This window comes from Pseudomonas laurylsulfativorans (assembly GCF_002906155.1).
Classification (GTDB): Bacteria; Pseudomonadota; Gammaproteobacteria; order Pseudomonadales; family Pseudomonadaceae; genus Aquipseudomonas; species Aquipseudomonas laurylsulfativorans.
The window spans coordinates 735,707-754,280 of the sequence record NZ_MUJK01000002.1 but is presented as its reverse complement, the minus strand read 5'-3'; the positions used below and the strand labels follow the sequence as shown (position 1 = coordinate 754,280).

At 59.2% G+C, this 18,574-nt stretch carries 21 protein-coding genes and 1 tRNA gene; 9 read left to right on the top strand and 13 right to left on the bottom strand.

Going from position 1 to position 18,574, the window contains the following annotated elements:
* Positions 1–7 precede the first annotated feature (7 nt).
* A complete protein-coding gene (locus B0D71_RS09895; RefSeq protein WP_103394597.1) occupies positions 8–481 on the top strand; it encodes a cyclic nucleotide-binding domain-containing protein in 474 nt (157 codons plus the stop codon).
* On the opposite strand, the gene B0D71_RS09890 is transcribed toward B0D71_RS09895, so the two are convergent.
* Positions 478–768, bottom strand: a complete 291-nt coding sequence (locus B0D71_RS09890; RefSeq protein ID WP_103394596.1) for a hypothetical protein — start codon at positions 766–768, stop codon at positions 478–480. The genes B0D71_RS09895 and B0D71_RS09890 overlap by 4 nt on opposite strands.
* A gap of 95 nt (positions 769–863) precedes the next feature.
* Here B0D71_RS09890 and B0D71_RS09885 point away from each other — a divergent pair, with 95 nt between their 5' ends.
* The 4 genes from B0D71_RS09885 to B0D71_RS09870 all read left to right on the top strand — a co-directional run bounded on the left by B0D71_RS09885 (position 864) and on the right by B0D71_RS09870 (position 3,096).
* Positions 864–1,550 (top strand): spermidine synthase, encoded by a 687-nt coding sequence (locus B0D71_RS09885; RefSeq protein WP_007898703.1) that lies wholly within the window; start codon positions 864–866, stop codon positions 1,548–1,550.
* Positions 1,551–1,600: 50 nt separating this feature from the next.
* Positions 1,601–1,972: a YajD family HNH nuclease gene (locus B0D71_RS09880; RefSeq protein ID WP_007944009.1), complete on the top strand. Its 372-nt coding sequence runs from the start codon at positions 1,601–1,603 to the stop codon at positions 1,970–1,972.
* Positions 1,973–2,179: 207 nt separating this feature from the next.
* Entirely contained in the window at positions 2,180–2,650 is a 471-nt protein-coding gene (locus B0D71_RS09875) for an RNA methyltransferase (protein ID WP_007911337.1), read from the top strand.
* An 80-nt stretch (positions 2,651–2,730) separates the two neighbouring features.
* Positions 2,731–3,096 carry a YgaP family membrane protein gene (locus B0D71_RS09870; protein ID WP_103394595.1) on the top strand — a complete coding sequence of 122 codons (366 nt, stop codon included), beginning with the start codon at positions 2,731–2,733 and terminating at the stop codon, positions 3,094–3,096.
* Positions 3,097–3,208: 112 nt separating this feature from the next.
* Here B0D71_RS09870 and B0D71_RS09865 read toward each other — a convergent pair whose 3' ends face one another.
* Both B0D71_RS09865 and B0D71_RS09860 read right to left on the bottom strand, forming a co-directional pair.
* Positions 3,209–4,438, bottom strand: coding sequence for a hypothetical protein (locus B0D71_RS09865; RefSeq protein WP_103394594.1), 1,230 nt, complete (start codon positions 4,436–4,438; stop codon positions 3,209–3,211).
* Positions 4,439–4,473: 35 nt separating this feature from the next.
* On the bottom strand, positions 4,474–4,923 hold the full coding sequence (locus B0D71_RS09860) for a YcgN family cysteine cluster protein (protein WP_008015986.1): 450 nt from the start codon (positions 4,921–4,923) through the stop codon (positions 4,474–4,476).
* Between the two features lie 279 nt (positions 4,924–5,202).
* Between B0D71_RS09860 and B0D71_RS09855 the strand changes: the two genes are divergently transcribed.
* A complete protein-coding gene (locus B0D71_RS09855; RefSeq protein ID WP_103394593.1) occupies positions 5,203–5,796 on the top strand; it encodes a nitroreductase family protein in 594 nt (197 codons plus the stop codon).
* Positions 5,797–5,873: 77 nt separating this feature from the next.
* On the opposite strand, the gene B0D71_RS09850 is transcribed toward B0D71_RS09855, so the two are convergent.
* From B0D71_RS09850 to B0D71_RS09825, 6 genes are all read right to left on the bottom strand, one after another.
* The gene (locus B0D71_RS09850) at positions 5,874–6,806 is read right to left on the bottom strand and encodes a D-2-hydroxyacid dehydrogenase (protein ID WP_103394592.1); all 933 of its coding nucleotides are present in this window, start codon (positions 6,804–6,806) and stop codon (positions 5,874–5,876) included.
* 119 nt (positions 6,807–6,925) lie between these two features.
* Positions 6,926–7,219, bottom strand: a complete 294-nt coding sequence (locus B0D71_RS09845) for a YcgL domain-containing protein (protein WP_103394591.1) — start codon at positions 7,217–7,219, stop codon at positions 6,926–6,928.
* Complete coding sequence (rnd, locus tag B0D71_RS09840) at positions 7,216–8,349, bottom strand: ribonuclease D (RefSeq protein ID WP_103394590.1); 1,134 nt, start codon at positions 8,347–8,349, stop codon at positions 7,216–7,218. The genes B0D71_RS09845 and rnd overlap by 4 nt, the downstream gene beginning before the upstream one ends.
* A gap of 123 nt (positions 8,350–8,472) precedes the next feature.
* Entirely contained in the window at positions 8,473–9,123 is a 651-nt protein-coding gene (locus B0D71_RS09835) for a class I SAM-dependent methyltransferase (RefSeq protein ID WP_103394589.1), read from the bottom strand.
* A 72-nt stretch (positions 9,124–9,195) separates the two neighbouring features.
* Positions 9,196–10,845 carry a phosphoethanolamine transferase gene (locus B0D71_RS09830; RefSeq protein ID WP_103394588.1) on the bottom strand — a complete coding sequence of 550 codons (1,650 nt, stop codon included), beginning with the start codon at positions 10,843–10,845 and terminating at the stop codon, positions 9,196–9,198.
* Positions 10,846–11,035: 190 nt separating this feature from the next.
* On the bottom strand, positions 11,036–12,418 hold the full coding sequence (locus B0D71_RS09825; RefSeq protein WP_103394587.1) for a glutamine synthetase family protein: 1,383 nt from the start codon (positions 12,416–12,418) through the stop codon (positions 11,036–11,038).
* Between the two features lie 494 nt (positions 12,419–12,912).
* Between B0D71_RS09825 and B0D71_RS09815 the strand changes: the two genes are divergently transcribed.
* The 3 genes from B0D71_RS09815 to B0D71_RS09805 all read left to right on the top strand — a co-directional run bounded on the left by B0D71_RS09815 (position 12,913) and on the right by B0D71_RS09805 (position 16,069).
* The gene (locus tag B0D71_RS09815; protein ID WP_103394585.1) at positions 12,913–14,097 is read left to right on the top strand and encodes a cyanate transporter; all 1,185 of its coding nucleotides are present in this window, start codon (positions 12,913–12,915) and stop codon (positions 14,095–14,097) included.
* Between the two features lie 13 nt (positions 14,098–14,110).
* Positions 14,111–15,028, top strand: a complete 918-nt coding sequence (locus B0D71_RS09810) for a DMT family transporter (RefSeq protein ID WP_103394584.1) — start codon at positions 14,111–14,113, stop codon at positions 15,026–15,028.
* Positions 15,029–15,142: 114 nt separating this feature from the next.
* Positions 15,143–16,069, top strand: coding sequence for a LysR family transcriptional regulator (locus B0D71_RS09805; RefSeq protein WP_103394583.1), 927 nt, complete (start codon positions 15,143–15,145; stop codon positions 16,067–16,069).
* Positions 16,070–16,084: 15 nt separating this feature from the next.
* Here B0D71_RS09805 and B0D71_RS09800 read toward each other — a convergent pair whose 3' ends face one another.
* From B0D71_RS09800 to purC, 4 genes are all read right to left on the bottom strand, one after another.
* Positions 16,085–16,450 (bottom strand): 5-carboxymethyl-2-hydroxymuconate Delta-isomerase, encoded by a 366-nt coding sequence (locus B0D71_RS09800; protein WP_103394582.1) that lies wholly within the window; start codon positions 16,448–16,450, stop codon positions 16,085–16,087.
* Between the two features lie 55 nt (positions 16,451–16,505).
* Positions 16,506–17,432 (bottom strand): LysR substrate-binding domain-containing protein, encoded by a 927-nt coding sequence (locus tag B0D71_RS09795; RefSeq protein ID WP_103394581.1) that lies wholly within the window; start codon positions 17,430–17,432, stop codon positions 16,506–16,508.
* 235 nt (positions 17,433–17,667) lie between these two features.
* Positions 17,668–17,757: transfer RNA gene (locus B0D71_RS09790), tRNA-Ser, on the bottom strand.
* Between the two features lie 83 nt (positions 17,758–17,840).
* A complete protein-coding gene (purC, locus tag B0D71_RS09785) occupies positions 17,841–18,554 on the bottom strand; it encodes a phosphoribosylaminoimidazolesuccinocarboxamide synthase (protein WP_007944067.1) in 714 nt (237 codons plus the stop codon).
* Positions 18,555–18,574 lie beyond the last annotated feature (20 nt).

Genomic DNA, 18,574 nt, shown 5'->3' with positions numbered 1-18,574 from the left:
TGACGACATGTCTGAATCAACCTTTCTGAACAACGAAATTCGCGACTGGCTGATGGATTGCGGCCTGTTCAATCAATTGCTGCCGGCGGACTTCGCGGCGGCGTCGGGCTATTTCAGCATCAGTACCATTGCCCAGGGCGAGGAAATCTTCCAGGAGGGTGATGCCGGCAGCTTCATGTGCATCATCCACACCGGTCAAGTGGCGGTGCAGAAAACCACCGCTGACGGGCAACGGGTCACCATCGCCACCTTGCGCAGCGGCCGCTCGTTCGGCGAGATGGCCGTGCTCGATGGCGAGCGGCGTTCGGCCAGTTGCGTGGCCGCGAGCAATTGCCAGTTGCTCAACCTGGGCAAGGACTCGCTGGAAAAGATGCTCAATGACGCACCGAGAATCGCCGCCAAGATCATCCGCGCCCTCGCCGTATCCCTGTCCAAACGCCTGCGCATGGCCGACGGTCAGTTGCTTTCGCAGCAGGTCTAGCCGCCCGGAGACTTGGGTTTGGGCGGGTTCGGCTCAATCCCCGGCACGGGCTGGTCCTTGGTCGGCGGGCTCGGCATTTCAATCGGCACCAACGGCGGACCGCTACTGCCAGGGCCGACTTTAGGCAACGGCGCCGGGCTGATCTGCGGGTACGGCGTGGGCGTCGCGGTGCCGGGTGATCCGGGCATCGGCGCGGGGCTGACGGGAATCGATTGTAACTGTTGGGCCTGCGCTGCAGTTATCGAGAGCGCGGCCAGGGCAATGACCGTTAGAATGGTGCGCTTCATCAATGGCTCCGTTGGCCTTGTCGTCATAAACAGGCTACTCCCAACTGCGTCTGTTTGCCCTCCCGAGTTCTGCCAATTTTCTTCAAGTGAGCCCCATGAAACGTTTCGTTCTGCTGGACACCACCCCCATTCCTGAAAACGGCGGTGCCCTGTGCCTGTTCGAATATGGCGAGGATTTCGTCATCAAGATCCAGGGTGGCGATGGCGGACAATTGATGAACACGCGCATGCACGGCTCCGAAGATGCCCTGGCCGAGATCCCGTGTCGCAAGGTCGCCGGCCGACCGAATTCACGGGTGCTGATCGGCGGCCTAGGCATGGGCTTCACCCTCGCTTCGGCGCTCAAGCACCTGGGCAAAACCGCCGAAGTGGTGGTCGCCGAACTGGTCCCCGGTGTCGTTGAGTGGAACCGTGGACCGCTGGGCGAGAAGGCTGGCAACCCGCTGCTCGACCCGCGGACGGTGATTCGCATGGAGGACGTGGCCAAAGTCCTGCAAGCCGAACCCCAGGGCTTCGATGCCATCATGCTCGACGTCGACAACGGCCCCGAAGGCCTGACCCAGAAAGCCAACAGCTGGCTGTATTCCGCTGGCGGCCTGAGCGCCTGCGCCAAGGCCCTGAGACCAAAAGGCGTGCTGGCCGTCTGGTCGGCCAGCGCTGACCGGCAATTTTCCGACAAACTGAAGAAAGCCGGGTTCAAGGCCGAGGAAGTGCAGGTCTTCGCCCACGGCAACAAGGGCACCCGCCACACCATCTGGATTGCCGAGAAGCTCAAGGGCTAGGCTAAACTTCACCCTATAACCGTCATTAGTCATTCTGCAAAGGTGAACCCATGAGTTCGTCCACCCCGACCAACACTTCGAAGCTGGATCGCATCCTCGCCGACAACCAGCGCGACAAGGAAATGGGCTACCGCGACAAGGCCCTGAAGATGTACCCGCACGTCTGTGGCCGCTGCGCCCGTGAATTCTCCGGCAAGCGCCTGAGCGAACTGACCGTGCACCACCGCGACCACAACCACGACAACAACCCGCAGGACGGCTCGAACTGGGAGCTGTTGTGCCTGTACTGCCACGATAACGAACACTCGCGGTATACCGACCAGCAGTATTTCGGCGAAGGCTCGTTGAGCACGCCGAAAATTGCCAAGGCCACGCATAACCCGTTTGCGGCGCTCGCGGGCCTCATGAAAAAAGAAGACTGAAGATCTTCAGCGCCTGAACTGGCCTCATCGCGAGCAAGCTCGCTCCCACAGGTTCTCTGGTGTACACAAAATTTGTGAACGACGGAGACCTCTGTGGGAGCGAGCTTGCTCGCGATAGCAATCGCTCAGACACCGCCAATCTCAAACCGAACACCCCCGCCCCAATCCCCGTATAATCGCGCTTTTTTCCCGAAAGGCACCCCGCTCGTGGCAGACAAACGGTACAGCTGCATTGGTTTGTATAACCCCAAATCACCGGAGAACGTCGGTTCGGTGATGCGCGCCGCTGGCTGTTATGGCGTGGCGTCGGTGTTCTACACCGGCAAGCGCTATGAGCGCGCCGCCGACTTCGTCACCGATACCAAGCGCGTGCACTACGACATCCCGCTGATCGGCATCGACGACCTGAAGAAAATCCTGCCGCTCAATTGTGTGCCCGTCGCCGTGGAACTGGTCGAAGGTGCCCGCCCGTTGCCCGAATACACCCACCCGGATCGTGCGCTCTACATCTTCGGCCCGGAAGACGGATCGCTGGATAAAGAGATTCGCGACTGGTGCGAAGACGTGGTCTACATTCCGACCACCGGTTGCATGAACCTGGCCGCCACGGTCAACGTCGTGCTCTACGACCGCATGGCCAAGGGGCTCAATACCCGCTCCGGGCCAAAATTCCGCTGAATCGCCGCACATACGATTGAACAAGCAGCCTGCCCAGGCAGTCAGCTTATCTATCGATCACTGAAGCCTGGAGACAGACCATGAGCGAACTCAAACGCGTCGAGCGTATCGAATCCACCCCGTTCCAGAGCCCCTCCGAACAGAACGTGCAAGGCTGGGAACGCATCGGTTCCCTGGCCGGCGGCGTGGTGATGGTCGGCAAGGGCCTGCGGCGTGGCGGGATCTTCGGCCTGATCCAGGTGGCCATCGGCGGCGTGGCCTTGGCGCGCGGTATCACCGGCCACAGCTCGGCGAAAAGCCTGCTGGAGAAAGGCCGTCAGGACATGGACAACGTGCGGGCGAAAATCCAGCGGGCGGGTGAAGAACTGAGCCAGTTGAAGGCCAATGCCGAGGCGGCGACCGTGACCGGCAATGATTCTTTGAAGTCGCCGAAAGCCGGGGTTTGATCCTGGATTTGCGTTGAAGCCACTGGCCTCATCGCTGGCAAGCCAGCTCCTACATCGATTTTGTGAACGCCACGGATCAAATGTAGGAGCTGGCTTGCCAGCGATAGCGGACTTATTGAATCAACTCGGTACTGAGTACCTTTGAAGAACCACCGATCACGCTCTCACTGAGCTGAACAAACGCCTGGGTATCGATATCCCCCAGCCGCATTGCCCCCTGCAACACGTCGTCCAGTGACCGCTTGTTATGGGTTTTCAGGCGAATCTCGCCGTCCAGCTCCTGCAACAACACCACCGCCCTGGCCACCTGCGCCGGGCTGACCTGCTTGCCGCGCAGCGTGGTGACTTTCTGGCTGTCCCTGACCAGCTTGCCGTGCAGGCTCTCGTAGCGCTCATCACTCATGCCGCCGGCCCGGCGCACCAGTTCGATGGCGTAATACTCGGCAAAACCTTCACTGATCCAGTCGCTGCGCTGGGTGCCGTTGATCCGTCCGAACACCTGGGCCAACTCACGGACCAACGCACTGGTGCCGCTTTCGCTGACCAGCGGCAGGTGACTGTTGAGATAGATCGACTCGTGCGCCGACTGGCTGCCGCGCCACATTAGATCATTGGCCCCGACGATCAACAGCTTGCCGGGGTGGCGCGGATACAGCGCCTGCAGTTGCGGCCAGACGAAGGTCAGCAGGGTCAGTGCATCCATACGGCGCATCCCCTGCCCCAACGGCGAGGTGACGGTGACTTCGGTCTCGCCCAGACGAGTCCGGCGGCTGCCAAGCTGACCGGCGAGCATCCAGCCCGTGGGCCGGTCGAACAGTCGGGAGGGGTTATCGATACGGAATTTGTTCTTGGCGATTCGTGGCCAGGCGGTTTCAACGCTTTTCCAGCCACCGGGCAGCTCGAATTCAAGGCGTGAAACCAGTTCAGTGCCGTCCTGTTGATCGAGTTTGGCCGCAGGCACCAGATCGTCGCCGCGCATCAACGCCCAGTTTGGCGTCATGCGCGTGTCGAAGCTGCCGTTCTTGCGCCCGTGGCTGATTTTCACGCGGTAGGTCAGGCTGGCCTTGTCGGCAGTCGGACGCCAGACACCGCGCGCCGCTTTGCCGGGGGGCAGTTGCCATTGGCCGTCAGCCTTGAAATCGCTGTAATGGCTGCCGTCGCCGAGGTTGAAGTCCAGGCTGCGTACCGCCGAACCCTGGGCGAGCGTCAGGCGCACTTCGGCCTGATCGCTCTGCGGCAACAGGCGCACGTGATAATCCAGATTGACCTTGTTCGCTGCCCATACGGGCGAACTCACCGCCAGTAATCCAGCGACCCACGCCTGCCGCCATCCCACAGCCATACACACTCCTTCGTGAAAGGTTAATCCTCAGGCAGTCAACCCGCGCGGAAAATCAGGTGATCTTCCCAATCATCTTCCGGCACGCTGCCCTCGGCGAGCATGCGCCCGGACTGGGAAATCCGCTCGTGATGCACGGCATCGCGATCACCGCACACCAGGTGATGCCACAACGGCAGGTCCTTGCCTTCACTGACCAGGCGATAGCCACAGGTCGGCGGCAGCCATTTGAATTCGTCGGCCTTGCCCGGCGTGAGCTGGATACAGTCCGGCACAGAGTCACGGCGGTTAGGATAGTCCGTGCACTGGCAGGTTTTCAGGTCCAGCAGCTTGCAGGCGATGCGCGTGTAATAAACGCTGTTGTCGTCTTCGTCTTCAAGCTTTTGCAGGCAACACAATCCACAGCCATCGCACAGCGACTCCCATTCCTCCTGATCGAGTTGATCGAGGGTTTTGCGTATCCAGAACGGTTCTACTTTGGCGGCCATGGTTCGAGCATCGACATCAGGTGGTGAAAAGGCCGCCAGTTTAGTGCCCGAAGCCCCTTGGGCCAAGCATTGGCGACTGTCGGTAGAACGGGCTTGTCAGTTTTTGCGCTGACAAGTAGCTTTGCCAATCGCAAGGAGCCAGACCTGCGTGCCATTAACGCTCAACCGCGTTGCATTACGGTGAACTGCCACGGCTCTCGAAAAACCTCACGGCCCGGCCCAACTGTGCCCACAGTTTTCGGACGACCCTCACTTTCAAACGTAGCAAGGAATCTCTTGATGAGTGCCAACCCACGCGTTGCCGATTACGCCATTCACCCACAGTTCACCGATCGCTGGTCGCCCCGCGCCTTCACTGGCGAAACGATCCCGGAGCAAACCCTGCTGAGCTTCTTCGAAGCCGCGCGCTGGGCACCCTCGGCCTACAACTCGCAACCCTGGCGCTTTCTTTACGCACGTCGCGACACGCCGAACTGGGAGCGTTACCTGGGCCTGCTCAATGAATTCAACCGCAGCTGGGCGCAACATGCTTCGGCCCTGGTGATCGTGATTTCGAAAACCACCTTTGCCGTGCCTGGCGCCACCGAAGAAACCCCGGCCCTGTGGCACACCTTCGACACCGGTTCGGCCTGGGGCCATCTGGCCTTGCAAGCAAGCCTGAGCGGCTGGCACACCCACGGCATGGCCGGTTTCGACCAGGAACTGACCCGCAAGGAGCTGAACATTCCGGAAGGCTACGCCCTGCACGCCGCCGTCGCGGTGGGCAAGCTGGGGGACAAGGCGAGTCTGGCGGATTACCTGCAAGCCCGTGAAGAACCCAGCCCGCGTCGTCCGTTGAGCGAGCTGGCGGCTGAAGGTGACTTCACCCTCTAAGCCACTGCAAAAAACATTGTGGGAGCGAGCAAGCTCGCTCCCACAGGTTTGGTGCACCAGGCAGAATCAGTGGTGAATCAATACCCGCGATCGAAATCCACTTCCCCGCGCAACGCTTCTCCTGCCTGATACGCCCGCAGGTTTTCGACAAACAGCTTCACCATCAGCGACGGCGAGGTCGGTGCCGAGCTGTGGCCGGTCAGCAACAGGCCCCAGGCGGTCCAGAATGGATGTCGTTGCGGCAATGGCTCCTGACGGCACACGTCGATCACCGCGCCCGCCAGATGCCCTTCCTTCAAGGCTTCCACCAGATCAGCATCGACCACCGCCACACCGCGCCCGGCGTTGATGAACAACCCGGTCGGCTTGAATTGCTTGAACAGCGCCGCGTCGTAGATATCGTGGGTGTCCGGCGTGTTCGGCAACAGATTGACCACGTAATCGACCTCACCCACCAGCCGTGGCAGATCCGCCAGTGAACCGACTTCGATAAACGGTGCCTGCTCCCGCGCGCTGCTGGCAACGCCATACAGCTCGACGCCAAACGGCACGAGGAACTGCGCGACACTTTGACCGATATCGCCCGTGCCGACGATCAGCACCTTGCGCCCCGCCAGGCTCTGGCCATGGCGACTGTCCCATTTGCGCTCGACCTGGCTAACCAGCCGCGCCAGTACTTCACGTTCGTGACCGAGCATATAGGTGAGCACGTACTCGGCCATGACCTGGCCGAAGATGCCGACGGCACGCGTCAGCCGATAGTGCCGCGGCAAGCCGTCGGCCAGCAGCGGCGTAATGCCGGCCCAGGTCGATTGCAGCCATTGCGGTTGATGGCCCTGGCGTAACAGGGTCGCCAGCAAATCAGGCTGGCCGAGCCACACCGGACAGTCGGCGGCCTGACTGGCCAGCTCGGCGGAATCACCGCTGGTCAGCACCTCCAGGTCCGGTGCCGCCTCGCGCAACAGTTGGGCGTACACAGGGTGGTCGTGTTCAGCAATCAGGACGCGCATGCTTCAAACCTTTCAAAAACGGTGCAGACGACAGCCGACAGAGTGGTGCTCCGTCGATGCTGCCATCGCAAAAATCAATCAGTGTTTCATTACCATTCTGAACAGAACCTGTCTGCCGCTCACACCGGATCGTTGCGACGCAACAATTCTTCCGGCAAGTGCTCGATGTACTCGTCTTCGGCAGGCGGCATTTGCAGGTGATAACCCTGTTTGTCGAGGTTTTCCAGTACGACCGCGATGTCCTCGCGCGACAGCTTGCGCTCGGGGGTCAGCACCAGGTCGAACGCGTGGATGGCCTTGCCGAAGGCTGCCATCAGGGGATCCGGCACGCGCTCCAGAGCATCGCTCTTGAGCACGTACAGGTACATTTCGTTTCTCTTCGAGCTGCGGTAGATGGAACAAATACGTTTCAAGGCTGTTCTCCGGCGGTGGCCAGGCTGTCGAGCAGCGCCTGGCCCATCAATTCGCGGCGCCAGCCACGCAGCGAATCAGGCAATTGGTAGGGACCATTGGGGAAGCCGCTCTTGAGCAGCGCTTCCAGGGTTTTCTTGCGCAGCATCAGTTCCGGCGCGATGTTCAGGCGCTCGGCCTCGGCCTGGCCAATGGCCTTCAGTTGCTTGAGCAACGCGGCGGCATCCACTGGCAGCGGCTCCGGCACGGCTGGTGGCCATTGATCAGGCGACACACTGCCAGAGCGCTTGATCAGATCAAGCAGAAACTCGCCGTCCTGACGCACGGTACGCGGGTGCATGTCTTCGATTTTCGCCAGGGCACCAAGGTTATCCGGTTGCGTACGCGCCAGCGGCCACAACGAATGTTCGCGGACAATCCGGTTGCGCGGCAGGTCACGAGCCCGGGCTTCCTTTTCGCGCCAGGCGCAGAGTTCACGCAAAACCGCGAGTTGGGCGCGAGACAGCTTCCAGGCCAGCTTGGCATCGCGATAGACCTCGTACGGATCGATCTCGCGGCGCAGGTTGGCCACCAATTCGGCGCCATCTTCCAGGACCCAGGCGTACTTGTCGTCAGACAGCTTTGGACGCAGCCTTACAAAGACTTCAGCCAAATGCACAGCGTCCTCGGCGGCATAGCTGATCTGCGTTTCGGAAAGCGGGCGCTGCAGCCAGTCGGAACGGGTTTCACCCTTGGGCAGTTCGATGCCAAGCACTTCCTGCACCAGCCGCGAATAGCCCATGGAAAAACCGAGGTTCAGGTAAGCGGCGGCCAGTTGGGTATCGAACAGTGGCGCCGGCAGGCTGCCAGTCAGGCGTAGCAGGACTTCGAGGTCTTCGCTGCAAGCGTGGACAACTTTGACCACGGCCGGGTTTTCCAGCAATGCGGCCAATGGTTGCCAGTTGTCGATGGTCAGCGGGTCAATCAGGTAGGCGCGTTCGCCATCGCCGACCTGCAGCAGACCAGCGATCGGGTAGAAGGTGTCGACCCGCATGAATTCGGTGTCGAGGGCAACGAATGGCAGCTGCTGCCACTCGGCACACAACCGTCCGAGGCTATCGTTGTCGCGAATCCAGTGAATATCGATGGCCACACGGCTCTCCCTTGAAGAATGGCGCGCAGTATATATCGCCCCCGGCGATTTCCGCGCATCCACTGAACAAGAGCGTTAGCGAAAATTACTGCGTGACATGAAGAATAGTCCTACAACGTCGCGCTAGCTGGTCTTACCCAGCACGTAGATCCGCATCCGCGCGCAACCGGGGAAAAAGTCCTGATGACTGAGCAAACGGAAACCCGCCTGCCTGAACTCGCTTTCCACCTCGGTCTTGCTCGGCAATGGCCCTTCCGTCCCAGAACCCGCGCTCTGGAAACGACCGTCAAGGCGCACCGCGACCATCACCGTATCGCGACTGACCCGGTAAAACTCGCCCAGCATCGCCAGACGATGTTCCGGGTTGGTGAGGTGCTGAAACAGTTGCATGCAAAAAATGCAGTCAACCGCGTTCTCCGACAAGCCAATCGTGAACGCGGAGCTTTGAAAGGTCTTGACCCGCTTCAACAGACTCTGCGGGTGGTGTGTGAGGGCATGATCGAGGATGTCCTGGGACGGATCCGTCGCCAGGATCACCCGATTGGCATGTTCGGCCAGCACTGGCCAAAAACGCCCCACACCGCAAGCCACATCGAGGATCAGCCCCGGTTCGCCAGCGACCTTGAGTGCATTGCGCACCAAGCGCTCCTCACGCCAGAGCACCAGACGCCCGGTCAGGCCAGGCGCTTGCGGCTGAAGGCAGGCGCGCGCGTGTTCCTGATCGTAGCGCTGGGCAATCTCAAGCTCGATGGCGGATGGGGGCTGAGCGGACATGTGCAATGGCTCTTGATAAAGGTTCTACAGGCCGCGGATCGGCGGCCGCCGCGTGAAACAAAATCGGAGCAATCAATCTTTGGCCAACACACCGTCGACCAGCGGACCACGACATCCGGCAAACATGTCCAGATCCTGGTTGTAGACCTTGCTGTTGACCTCCAGCAGCCCAAGCATCGAATGGAACAGGTTGTCCTGGCTCAGGGGCTTTTCACGACTCTGTTGCAGGCAGTGGGTATCTACCGCAAACGACTTTTTATAGCTGTCGGAGAACCAGGCAAACATCGCCACATGCTTTTGCTGCTCCGGTGCCAGCATGTAAGGCGTGCCGTGGAGGAACAAGTTGTACTCACCCAGGGATTCGCCGTGGTCCGACAGGTACAGCATCGCGGTATCCACTTTTTCCTGATTGCTGCGCAACAGATCGATCAAGGTCGACAGCACATGATCGGTATACACCAGGGTGTTGTCGTAGCCGTTGACGATACTTTCGCGACTGCAATTGTTCAGGGCATTACTTTCGCAAACCGGGGTGAAGTGCTCGAACTCTTTCGGATAACGCTTGAAGTACTCCGGACCGTGGCTGCCCATCTGGTGCAATACCAATACCGTGTCCTTGTCCAGGGTATCGATGAAATGTTGCAGCCCTTGCAGGAGGATTTCGTCGCGGCATTCACTGTTGGCGCACAGCGCCGGATCTTTCAGATTGCTGACATCGTCAACGGTGACGCGATCGCACGTACCTTTGCAGCCTGACTGGTTGTCGCGCCAGATCACGTCGATACCTGCACGCTTGAGCACATCCAGCAGGCCTTCTTCGTTCTTTGCCTTGCTGGCGTTGTAGTCCTTGCGCCCCATATTGGAGAACATGCAAGGCACCGAGACGGCAGTTTCAGTACCGCATGAGTGCACATCGGTGAAGGCGATCAGGCCGTCTTCCTTACTCAGTTTCGGCGTGGTGTCGCGGCTATAGCCAAGGATGCCGAAGTTCTCCGCCCGGGCACTTTCACCCACGACAAGAACAGTCAGGGATTTGCGCCCGTGAGTTTGCCAGGCCGGATTGCGCTGGGCATCTTCACCGATTTTGACAAAGGGCTGCCGTGCAGTCGCTACTTTCTCGCGCAAGAGACCCGCCGAGGCACCAATGTAGTTGCTTGGCACCACCATCAAGCGCAATTCGTGATGATTGCGAAACAGTGAAGACAGGCCTTGATAGTTAACCAATGCAACACCACCGATCACCGCCACCGAAGCAAAAGTCACCAGAACTTTACTGAGCAGTTCACGGTGCCAACGCCGATAACTAATCGGAGTCTTCCACAACAGCCAAGACGGTAAAACACCAAGCAACACAATATAAACAAACAACTTGAGCGACAGTAAGTCGCGAACTTCCGTGGCATTGGTTTCAGCGAAGTTACGCAACATGCCGGTGTCGATCAGAACACCATACTGACTCATGAAATACGCCACGCCCGCGCTGATCATGAACAGCAGGATCAGGACCGGTTTGAGCACCGGCCGGAATGCCAGCAGCGTCAGTACAATGTTGAAGGCCGCGCAGATCATCACCCCGAAAGCCACGCGCATGACGATGCCTTTACCATCGGATGCGGTGATTTCAAACAGGTGCTGCCAAAGTACAAAATTGAAGCCAACTAACAAAAATGCGCTGGCAATCAGTGTCACCCATTCTGGGCGCACGGCTTTAATCTTAAGCATGAGGTTCGGCGGGTCCTGAAAAGAAGTGTCTTCGGCAAATGTGAAAATTTCATTTACCGAGACAGTTCTAATTTTAGGTAGCCAACCATCAATTTTTTGTGAAAAAGAAGCCAACAATTAGTTGGCTTACAAGACCAGCCTGAAACTTTCAGAGTATTTGAGAATAGTTCAGCTTCGATTCAGTTCTCAATCAAGCCTGGTGCAAATACCAGCGCCAGTCCTGCTCTCCGACCTCACCCATGAATTGGCGATACTCAGCGCGCTTCACCGCCAGGTAGACACCAAGGAATTCGCCGCCGAAGGCCTCCCTGGCCCAACTGGAACCCTCCAGCGAGCGCAATGTGGTCAGCCAGTCTGTCGGCAACAGTTTCGCAGCCTGGGCGTAACCATTGCCTTCCACCGGCGCACCAGGGTCGAGTTGTTCGCGGATACCGCGATGAATACCGGCCAGAATCGCCGCGGCCGCCAGATAGGGGTTGGCATCCGCGCCACAAATTCGATGCTCGATATGCCGGGAATACGCCGGCCCGCCGGGTACGCGCAAACTCACGGTGCGATTGTCCACGCCCCAGGTGGCCGCCAGAGGCGCATAACTGTTGGCCTGGAATCGACGGTAGGAGTTGGCGTTCGGGCAGAACAGCAGCAGCGAATCGAGCAAGGTACTGAGCATGCCTGCGACAGCCTGCTTGAGCAGCGGCGTGCCATCCGGGGCTTCACTGGCAAAGAGGTTGTTGCCGTCCTTGTCCGCCAGGCTCACGTGCATGTGCATCCCGGTGCCGGCCAGGTCATCGAAAGGCTTGGCCATGAAGCACGCTGTCATGCCGTGCTTGTGCGCCACACCTTTGACCAAGCGCTTGTAGCGCACCGCTTCGTCCATCGCCTGCAGCGCGTCGGTGCGGTGTTCCAGGGTAATTTCCACCTGCCCCGGCGCGTATTCGGAAATGGCCGTGCGCGCCGGAATCCCCTGAAGCTTGCAGGCGGTATAGAGATCGGCCAGGAACGGTTCGATCTGCTCAAGCTCACGCAAACCATAGACCTGAGTGCCGCGCGGACGCCCGCCATCGACATCCCGTGCCGGTTGAGGGCGGCCATTGCTGTCGCGTTGCTGATCCAGCAGATAGAACTCCAATTCCGCTGCCATGACCGGGTAATAGCCGTCAGCCTGCAAACCTTCGATGACTTTCGCCAGCAAATGACGGGGGTCGGCAATGGTGGCGGGCATTCCCTCCGACGGGTGCATGCTGACCTGCACGGCCGCAGTCGGAATCAGGCGCCACGGCATACGCGTGAGGCTGCCGCTGATCGGGTAGGCCCGGCAGTCGATATCACCGACATCCCAGACCAGCCCGGAGTTTTCCACGTCATCGCCATTGATGGTCAGGCCGAGGATGGTGCTCGGCAACGGCCGCCCGCTCTCATACACCGCCAGCAACTCGTCACGATGCAGCAACTTGCCCCGCGGTACTCCGTTGTTGTCGAGGATGAACAACTCGAACATTTCAATGTCCGGGTTCTGCTCCAGAAAGGTCAGGGCTTCTTGCTGGGTGGCAAACGAGGTCGGGGCACTACTCATGGGAATTCTCTTTTTCCGCGTCAGACGGGTACGCAAAAGCACCCGCACTTTAATCCCGGCCTCAACCGGAACATGTAGGGACAATCAGCAGAAAAAGCAGGAATCCGGCGGGCGCGCATGGCGGCAATGCCAAAGCGCCCAGAAGGCCAGTTCAGAAGGAAGTGCAGAGAGGTTTGGCGCGGTGGCGGGCGTGAACCGACGACCAAGGCTCGACGTTCGAGCGTCGGTGGATGCCTTGAGGTGGATTACGACTGGCCAACCGTCCATAGAGAGAACCGCAGAAAACAGATGACCCGCAGCGTCACACGATGGGTTGAGTCGTTAAATCAGGATTTGAAGAACCTTGGATGTGGTCTGGCTAAACATTTGGCTGTTGGGTGGTGCCTCTGTGGGAGCAATTTGTATTTGAATTCTAAATACCACCCCAGACTTTCTGATTTGTGCCCTTCAGGTCTCGCGCGCCTAATCGGCCCCCTATTGTTCAAGGTCCGATCATGGAAAACACCCGAGTCACTTCCCGCCCTGCCCTTTGGTTTCTGTTCAGCATTGTCCTGGTTGCCCTGAACCTGCGCCCTTCAATGGCCGCTGTCGGGCCGCTGCTCTCGGCGATTCGCGACGACATCCCGCTGAGCTTCAGCCTGGCCTCATTGCTGACTATGTTGCCGGTGATGGCCATGGGACTGGCGATGTTTGTCGGCCTGCGCGTCAGCCAGCGATTCGGCGATCAACGCACAGTGGTGTTCTCCTTGCTGATTATCGGCGTGGCCACGGTCTCGCGGTTGTTCCTCGATTCAGCCACGCAGTTGCTCCTCAGTGCGGTGCTGGCAGGTATCGGGATCGCCCTGATCCAGGCCCTGATGCCAGCGCTGATCAAATCCCGCTTCAGCGACCACGTTGCCCTGTGCATGGGGCTCTACGTCACGTCGATCATGGGCGGTGCCGCCATTGGCGCTGCCTTTGCGCCACTGGTGATGGAGCATACCGGCAACTGGCGTATGGGCCTGGCGATCTGGGCGGTTCTCGCCGTGTTGGCATTGCTGTTTTGGAGTACCCAACGGGCGCAGATGCCGACACAGAATTCAAAGGCTTCCAGTAATGGCTCGTTCTTCGCCAATTCCCGCGCATGGTTACTCGCGATCTTCTTTGGCCTGGGCACGGCGTCCTACACCTGTGTCCTCGCCTGGCTGGCGCCGTACTACGTGGAAAAAGGCTGGAGCGAACAGCAAGCCGGATTGCTGCTCGGATTTCTGACCGCAATGGAAGTGCTGTCGGGTCTGCTGACCCCTGTCATCGCCAATCGCAGCCGCGACCGCCGCGTCGTACTGATGGTATTGCTGACACTGATCATCGCCGGTTTCTGCGGACTGATTCTGAGCCCGCAGCATCTGAGCCTGATGTGGCCATGCCTGCTGGGCCTGGGCATTGGCGGCCTGTTCCCGATGAGTCTGATCGTATCGCTGGATCACCTGGACAACCCCTTGCGCGCCGGTGGCCTGACCGCGTTCGTGCAAGGCATCGGCTACCTGATCGCCGGCCTGTCGCCGCTGCTGGCGGGAATAATCCGCGACCAGCTTGGCAGCTTTGAATGGGCCTGGTGGTCGCTGACGGCAGTCATGGCGCTGATGATGCTGATGGTTTTGCGTTTCAACCCAAGGCACTACACCCGCCACATCCATTGACCCGGAGCCTTCCATGAAAACCACCGGTTTCGCCATCGCTCACGCCAGCATGCTGCTTTGGGCCTTGTTGATCGCCGCATCGTTTTCCGCAGCGGCGCAAGTCAGCCAGGCCATCGACCCAATCCTGCTGACCGGTTTGCGCCTGCTGTTTTGCGCATTGGTGTTTCTGCCGCTGTTGCTGCTTAAAGGCGACACCGTGATGACCACCCGCGGACTGCTGGGCCACGCTGTGCTCGGCCTGCTGCTGGCGCTGTACTTCGGCTCGCTGTTCGAAGCATTGCGCTACACCTCGGCCGTCAACACCGGGACGATGTTCACGCTAGTGCCACTGATGACCCTGGGTTTCGAAGCCGTGCTGACACCGGACAGCCGCCTGAAGCAACGGATTGTGCCGATGCTGCTCGCCGCTGCCGGGGCAGTGTTGCTGATCATGAAAGGCACCGACCCCGGCGAGTTGCCATCGCCGTACGCACTGACGGTGTACGGCATCGGTTGCCTGGCGATGGCACTCTACGCCCCTCTCAGCCAGCGTCTGAAAGCCAACAGCCTCAAGGGGCGCGGGCCAGTACCCATGACGTTCTGGAACATGCTGTTCGGCGCGCAGTTCCTGCTGGTGTTCTGCGGGTTCAGTGGCGGTTGGCGCTCGGCATCGTTACTGACGCTCAAGGATTTCTACTGGCTGATGTACCTGGCGGTGTTCGCTACCCTGGCGACGTTTTGGCTGCTGCATCGGGCCATCGGCGTGATCGCGCCGTCCTCGGTGATTTCCTACATCTATCTGAGTACGTTGTTCATCACCTTGTTTCACTGGTTTTGGGGGCGCCAGATGCCGCTTCCGCTGGAGTTGGCCGGCGCGGGACTGGTGGGTATCGGCATGTTCGCGCTATTGATGTCCAGCCGCCGCGCCGTGTTGGCGATGGTCCAGAGCTGAAAGGTCCTTGGGCGAAACTTCCTGCGAGGCATTTTCCCTGCTCTCTCATTCCGCTAGGATCATTCGCTCACCCTTGCACACGGTCAGCGCAAGGGGCGCAGCGAGACGCAATGGATGCTGAACAGTAATTCGCTTAGAAAACTCGACATGCAGGACCTCTTGGTGTTCGTCGCCGTGTATGAGCAGAGCAGCGTCACCGGCGTGTCCGAGACGCTTTGCGTCAGCCAGTCCACGGTGAGTTACTGCCTGAAAAAACTGCGCACTATTTTCGAGGACGAGCTGTTCATCAATACCCGTACCGGCGGCATGCAGCCCACCGGCAAGGCTGGCGCGATGTACCCCCACGCGCTGAAAATCCTCGAAAGCATCAACCTGTGTCACGCCAGCTCACCCGCATTCGACCCGAGCCTGCAAACCGTGACCTTCAACATCTGCGCACCGGAATATTTCGAGCAGTTGATCCTGCCGCGCTTGTTGAAAACCTTCGATCTCGCCGATCTTCCGGTGATGGTCAATGTATTCAAACTCGAAGCCGATATCCCTGCCGAAGCGTTGCGCGACGGCAGCCTCGATCTGGTGATGTGCTTCGGTCCGAACTTTCATCGCCGTCACGTCGATTTCAAATCGCAAACACTGCTCGAAGATGATCTGGTGTGTGTTTTCGACAAACGCGCCGCGCCGGCGGAACCACGCTTGAGTCTGCAAACCTATGTCGAGCGTCGACACGTGTTCCCGACACCCTGGACGTCCGCGACCAACATGGTCGACGGCTGGCTCGCACAGCAGGCACAACAGCGCCAGATCGTCGCACGCGCCAACAGCTACAGTGCAGCGCTGAAGCTGATTACCGGCACCGACTATGCCCTGACCCTGCCGCGGCGCATCCAGCGACTGCTGGCCAGTGCAGACACCTTCAATCACTGTGAAGTCCCCGAAGGCTTGCCGGGTTTCACCCTCGACATGCAGTGGAATCAGCATGTCGATCAGGACAGCGCCAACACCTGGCTACGAGAACAAGTGATCCAGGCCTGCGTCGGGTAGGAATCAGCCTGAGGTTCAGTTATTGATGGCGGTCTTGCTGTAGGAGTCGCGATCGATGTCGAGAATTTCCACGCACAACTGGACCTCAATGCTGCTCGGCCATTCACACAGGTCCCGCACCACTGCCAGCAAGCTTTCAGACAGCTGTTTCTTGATCTCTGCGGAACGACCACTCAAAAGCGCCAATTTCACATGCACGAACGCCCGTTCAGCCAGTGCCGTACCGACCTTGAACGTATCGACCTTGACCGCGCGGCTCTTGATGTCGAATTCGGCAGCGAACTGACCGGAACCCACCAGCGTATTGTTCAACCGCATCAATGCCACCTCGGCATTCAGGTCAGTCAGGTTGGCGGTGTATTCCATGTGCAGGTGAGGCATGAGTTGACTCCTAAGGAAATGGAAAGGTCGTACGTATAACAGAGCGCCGCCCGGTTCATTCGGGCAGTGGCAAAACGGCACGCTCACTCATGAACGCCTCCAGGCGCGAGCGCAACCAGCGCTCGGCGGGGTCGGTATCGACATGACTGAGCCAAACCATGGACAAATCCAGGGTCGGCGTCTTGAAGGGAAAGGGTTCCTTGTACAGCATTCCCGATGCAGCCATCGCCTCGGCGGTGTAGTCCGGCAGGCTGGCAATCAGGTCCGTCCCGGCGAGCAGTGCCGGCAACGAACTGTATTGCGGTACCGAGAGCACCACCTGGCGCGTACGGCCGATTTCCGCCAGCCACTCGTCGGCGTAGCCACTGACGTTGGCAGTGTGGGACACCAGCACATGGGGGCGCGCGCAATATTCATCGAGGGTCAGCGGTGTGTCGCTGGCATCGGCGCGCAATATGCTCGGCTGGATATGCCGCAACAACTTGCGTTTGGCATTGGCCGGCAAGCCACGAGTCTGGCTGATACCCACCGTGATATCGCCGGACGCCAACAAGTCGGGAATCCGCCAGTAATCGACATGCTGCACCACAAACACCACTTTTGGCGCTTCCTGGCGCAGGGCTCGCAACAATGGCGGCAACAGACCGAACTCAACATCGTCGGACAACCCGATGCGGAACGTCATCGTGCTGCTGGCCGGGTCAAAATCATGGGTCAGGCTCAAGGCCACGGACAAGGAATCCAGTGCCGGCGACAGGTGCCTGATGATCTCCTCTGCCCGCGCTGTCGGCTCCATGCGATGACCAACGCGTATGAACAGCGGATCGTTGAACATCGCACGCAAGCGGTTGAGTGCAGAGCTGATGGTCGGCTGACCGAGAAACAGCTTCTCCGCCACCCGAGTGACATTGCGCTCGAGCATCAGCGTTTCGAATACCACCATCAGGTTGATATCCGCCTTGCGAAGTTCGTTACGATTCATCCATTGCCCCCGATCCCCTAATCTGCTGACAGTTTAGGTAGCTGGGGCAACTGCCGTCTATCCAACTCAAGTTCAACAGCCTGACGCGGTTCACGCTTCAGTAACTGGATTTCCTTGATCGGAGTCTGATCGCAGGTTCCTTTGATCAGATGCCGGCAGCGATAGACCACTGAAAAAAAGCTTCAGAAACGAAAAAACCCCGGAGCTTTTCAGCTACGGGGCTTTTTCTATGTAATGGCGGAGAGATAGGGATTCGAACCCTAGGTACCGGTGAAGGTACAACGGATTTCGAATCCGTCCCATTCGGCCACTCTGGCATCTCTCCAACGGCGCGCATCATATCAACACTTTCACCGGAAGCGAACCCCCTAAGCGAAATATTTCTGTGCTTTCAGAAGCTTGCGTCGGTTAAAGCGGTACGCCCAGACGATTGGCGACTTCTTCGTAGGCTTCGATGACGTCACCGAGGCCCTGGCGGAAGCGGTCCTTGTCCATTTTCTTGCCGGTAGCCTTGTCCCACAGACGGCAGCCGTCCGGGCTGAATTCGTCGCCCAGCACGATGGAGCCATCGTGGAACACGCCGAATTCCAGCTTGAAGTCGACCAGCAGCAGGCCGGCGTCGTCGAACAGTTTGCTCAGGACTTCGTTGACCTTGAGCGACAGTTCTTTCATGCGAACCAGTTGCTCGGCGGTGCCCCAGCCAAATGCCACGACGTGGGATTCGTTGATGAACGGGTCGCCCTTGGCGTCGTCCTTCAGGAACAGTTCGAAGGTGTAAGGGTTGAGCTTCATGCCCTCTTCGACACCCAGGCGCTTGACCAGGCTGCCAGCGGCGTAGTTACGCACGACGCACTCGACCGGGATCATGTCCAGCTTCTTCACCAGGCATTCGTTGTCGCCCAGCAGCTTGTCGAATTGAGTCGGCACGCCGGCAGCTTCGAGCTTCTGCATGATGAAGGCGTTGAACTTGTTGTTCACCATGCCTTTGCGGTCGAGCTGTTCGATACGCTTACCGTCGAACGCCGAGGTGTCGTTGCGAAACAGCAGGATCAAACGGTTAGCGTCGTCGGTCTTGTAAACCGACTTGGCTTTGCCGCGGTAGAGTTCTTCACGTTTTTCCATGATGGGCTCCGCTTGCTAAG

Coding starts and splice junctions, on each gene's coding strand:
- B0D71_RS09895 (WP_103394597.1), top strand. CDS start 8: ATGTCTGAATCAACCTTTCTGAACAACGAAATTCGCGACTGGCTGATG.
- B0D71_RS09890 (WP_103394596.1), bottom strand. CDS start 768: ATGAAGCGCACCATTCTAACGGTCATTGCCCTGGCCGCGCTCTCGATA.
- B0D71_RS09885 (WP_007898703.1), top strand. CDS start 864: ATGAAACGTTTCGTTCTGCTGGACACCACCCCCATTCCTGAAAACGGC.
- B0D71_RS09880 (WP_007944009.1), top strand. CDS start 1,601: ATGAGTTCGTCCACCCCGACCAACACTTCGAAGCTGGATCGCATCCTC.
- B0D71_RS09870 (WP_103394595.1), top strand. CDS start 2,731: ATGAGCGAACTCAAACGCGTCGAGCGTATCGAATCCACCCCGTTCCAG.
- B0D71_RS09865 (WP_103394594.1), bottom strand. CDS start 4,438: ATGGCTGTGGGATGGCGGCAGGCGTGGGTCGCTGGATTACTGGCGGTG.
- B0D71_RS09860 (WP_008015986.1), bottom strand. CDS start 4,923: ATGGCCGCCAAAGTAGAACCGTTCTGGATACGCAAAACCCTCGATCAA.
- B0D71_RS09855 (WP_103394593.1), top strand. CDS start 5,203: ATGAGTGCCAACCCACGCGTTGCCGATTACGCCATTCACCCACAGTTC.
- B0D71_RS09850 (WP_103394592.1), bottom strand. CDS start 6,806: ATGCGCGTCCTGATTGCTGAACACGACCACCCTGTGTACGCCCAACTG.
- B0D71_RS09835 (WP_103394589.1), bottom strand. CDS start 9,123: ATGTCCGCTCAGCCCCCATCCGCCATCGAGCTTGAGATTGCCCAGCGC.
- B0D71_RS09830 (WP_103394588.1), bottom strand. CDS start 10,845: ATGCTTAAGATTAAAGCCGTGCGCCCAGAATGGGTGACACTGATTGCC.
- B0D71_RS09825 (WP_103394587.1), bottom strand. CDS start 12,418: ATGAGTAGTGCCCCGACCTCGTTTGCCACCCAGCAAGAAGCCCTGACC.
- B0D71_RS09815 (WP_103394585.1), top strand. CDS start 12,913: ATGGAAAACACCCGAGTCACTTCCCGCCCTGCCCTTTGGTTTCTGTTC.
- B0D71_RS09810 (WP_103394584.1), top strand. CDS start 14,111: ATGAAAACCACCGGTTTCGCCATCGCTCACGCCAGCATGCTGCTTTGG.
- B0D71_RS09805 (WP_103394583.1), top strand. CDS start 15,143: ATGCTGAACAGTAATTCGCTTAGAAAACTCGACATGCAGGACCTCTTG.
- B0D71_RS09800 (WP_103394582.1), bottom strand. CDS start 16,450: ATGCCTCACCTGCACATGGAATACACCGCCAACCTGACTGACCTGAAT.
- B0D71_RS09795 (WP_103394581.1), bottom strand. CDS start 17,432: ATGAATCGTAACGAACTTCGCAAGGCGGATATCAACCTGATGGTGGTA.
- purC (WP_007944067.1), bottom strand. CDS start 18,554: ATGGAAAAACGTGAAGAACTCTACCGCGGCAAAGCCAAGTCGGTTTAC.